The 582-nt window shown below is 45.9% G+C and carries 1 protein-coding gene; it reads right to left on the reverse strand.

Annotated features, from left to right (window positions below):
* A partial coding sequence (locus A136_RS22950) for a VCBS domain-containing protein (RefSeq protein WP_017064448.1) occupies positions 1-582 on the reverse strand: 582 nt, incomplete at both ends.

Consider the following 582-nt stretch of genomic DNA (forward strand, 5'->3'; position numbering starts at 1 on the left):
TCCAAGTGTGGCTATGCCTGAGTGAGCATAGTCGGGTGACATGTTAACGCCAGCGGTATTCTCGGTTATTGAACCAGTATCAACGCCAGCAATAGTGGCCACATTGTTGCTACCATTTATGGTCACCATTATTTGATGTGTTGTGCCATCCGCGGAATGCACGGTAATGCTATCGGTGGTGGTTTTACCTTGACCTAATGCTTGTACCGTTGGGTTTTTGTTATCTAAATCGTAAGTCCAATCACCGTTATCTTTAAGATGTAGGGTACCTAATTGGCCTGCGATATCGGTATTCGAGAAGTGGGCTTCACCTTTGTCTGTATCGGTGATGGTGAGTGTTCCCGAGGTTTGCAGTTGAGACTCTTCAGTTACCGCACCGGTATTGGTGCCTGCAATAACAGCAGTATCATTAGTACCATTTACAGTAATAGTAACTTGATGTGGCGTGCCATCGGCAGAGTGAACGTTGATGGTGTCGGTTGCCGTTTTGCCTTGCGCTAATGCTTGCACGGTCGGATTTTGATTGTCTAAATCATAGGTCCAATCACCGTTATCTTTAAGATGTAGGGTGCCTAATGAACC

Origin of the sequence: Vibrio crassostreae 9ZC13 (genome assembly GCF_000272045.2) — a bacterium.
In the GTDB taxonomy this organism is placed as follows: Bacteria; Pseudomonadota; Gammaproteobacteria; order Enterobacterales; family Vibrionaceae; genus Vibrio; species Vibrio crassostreae_C.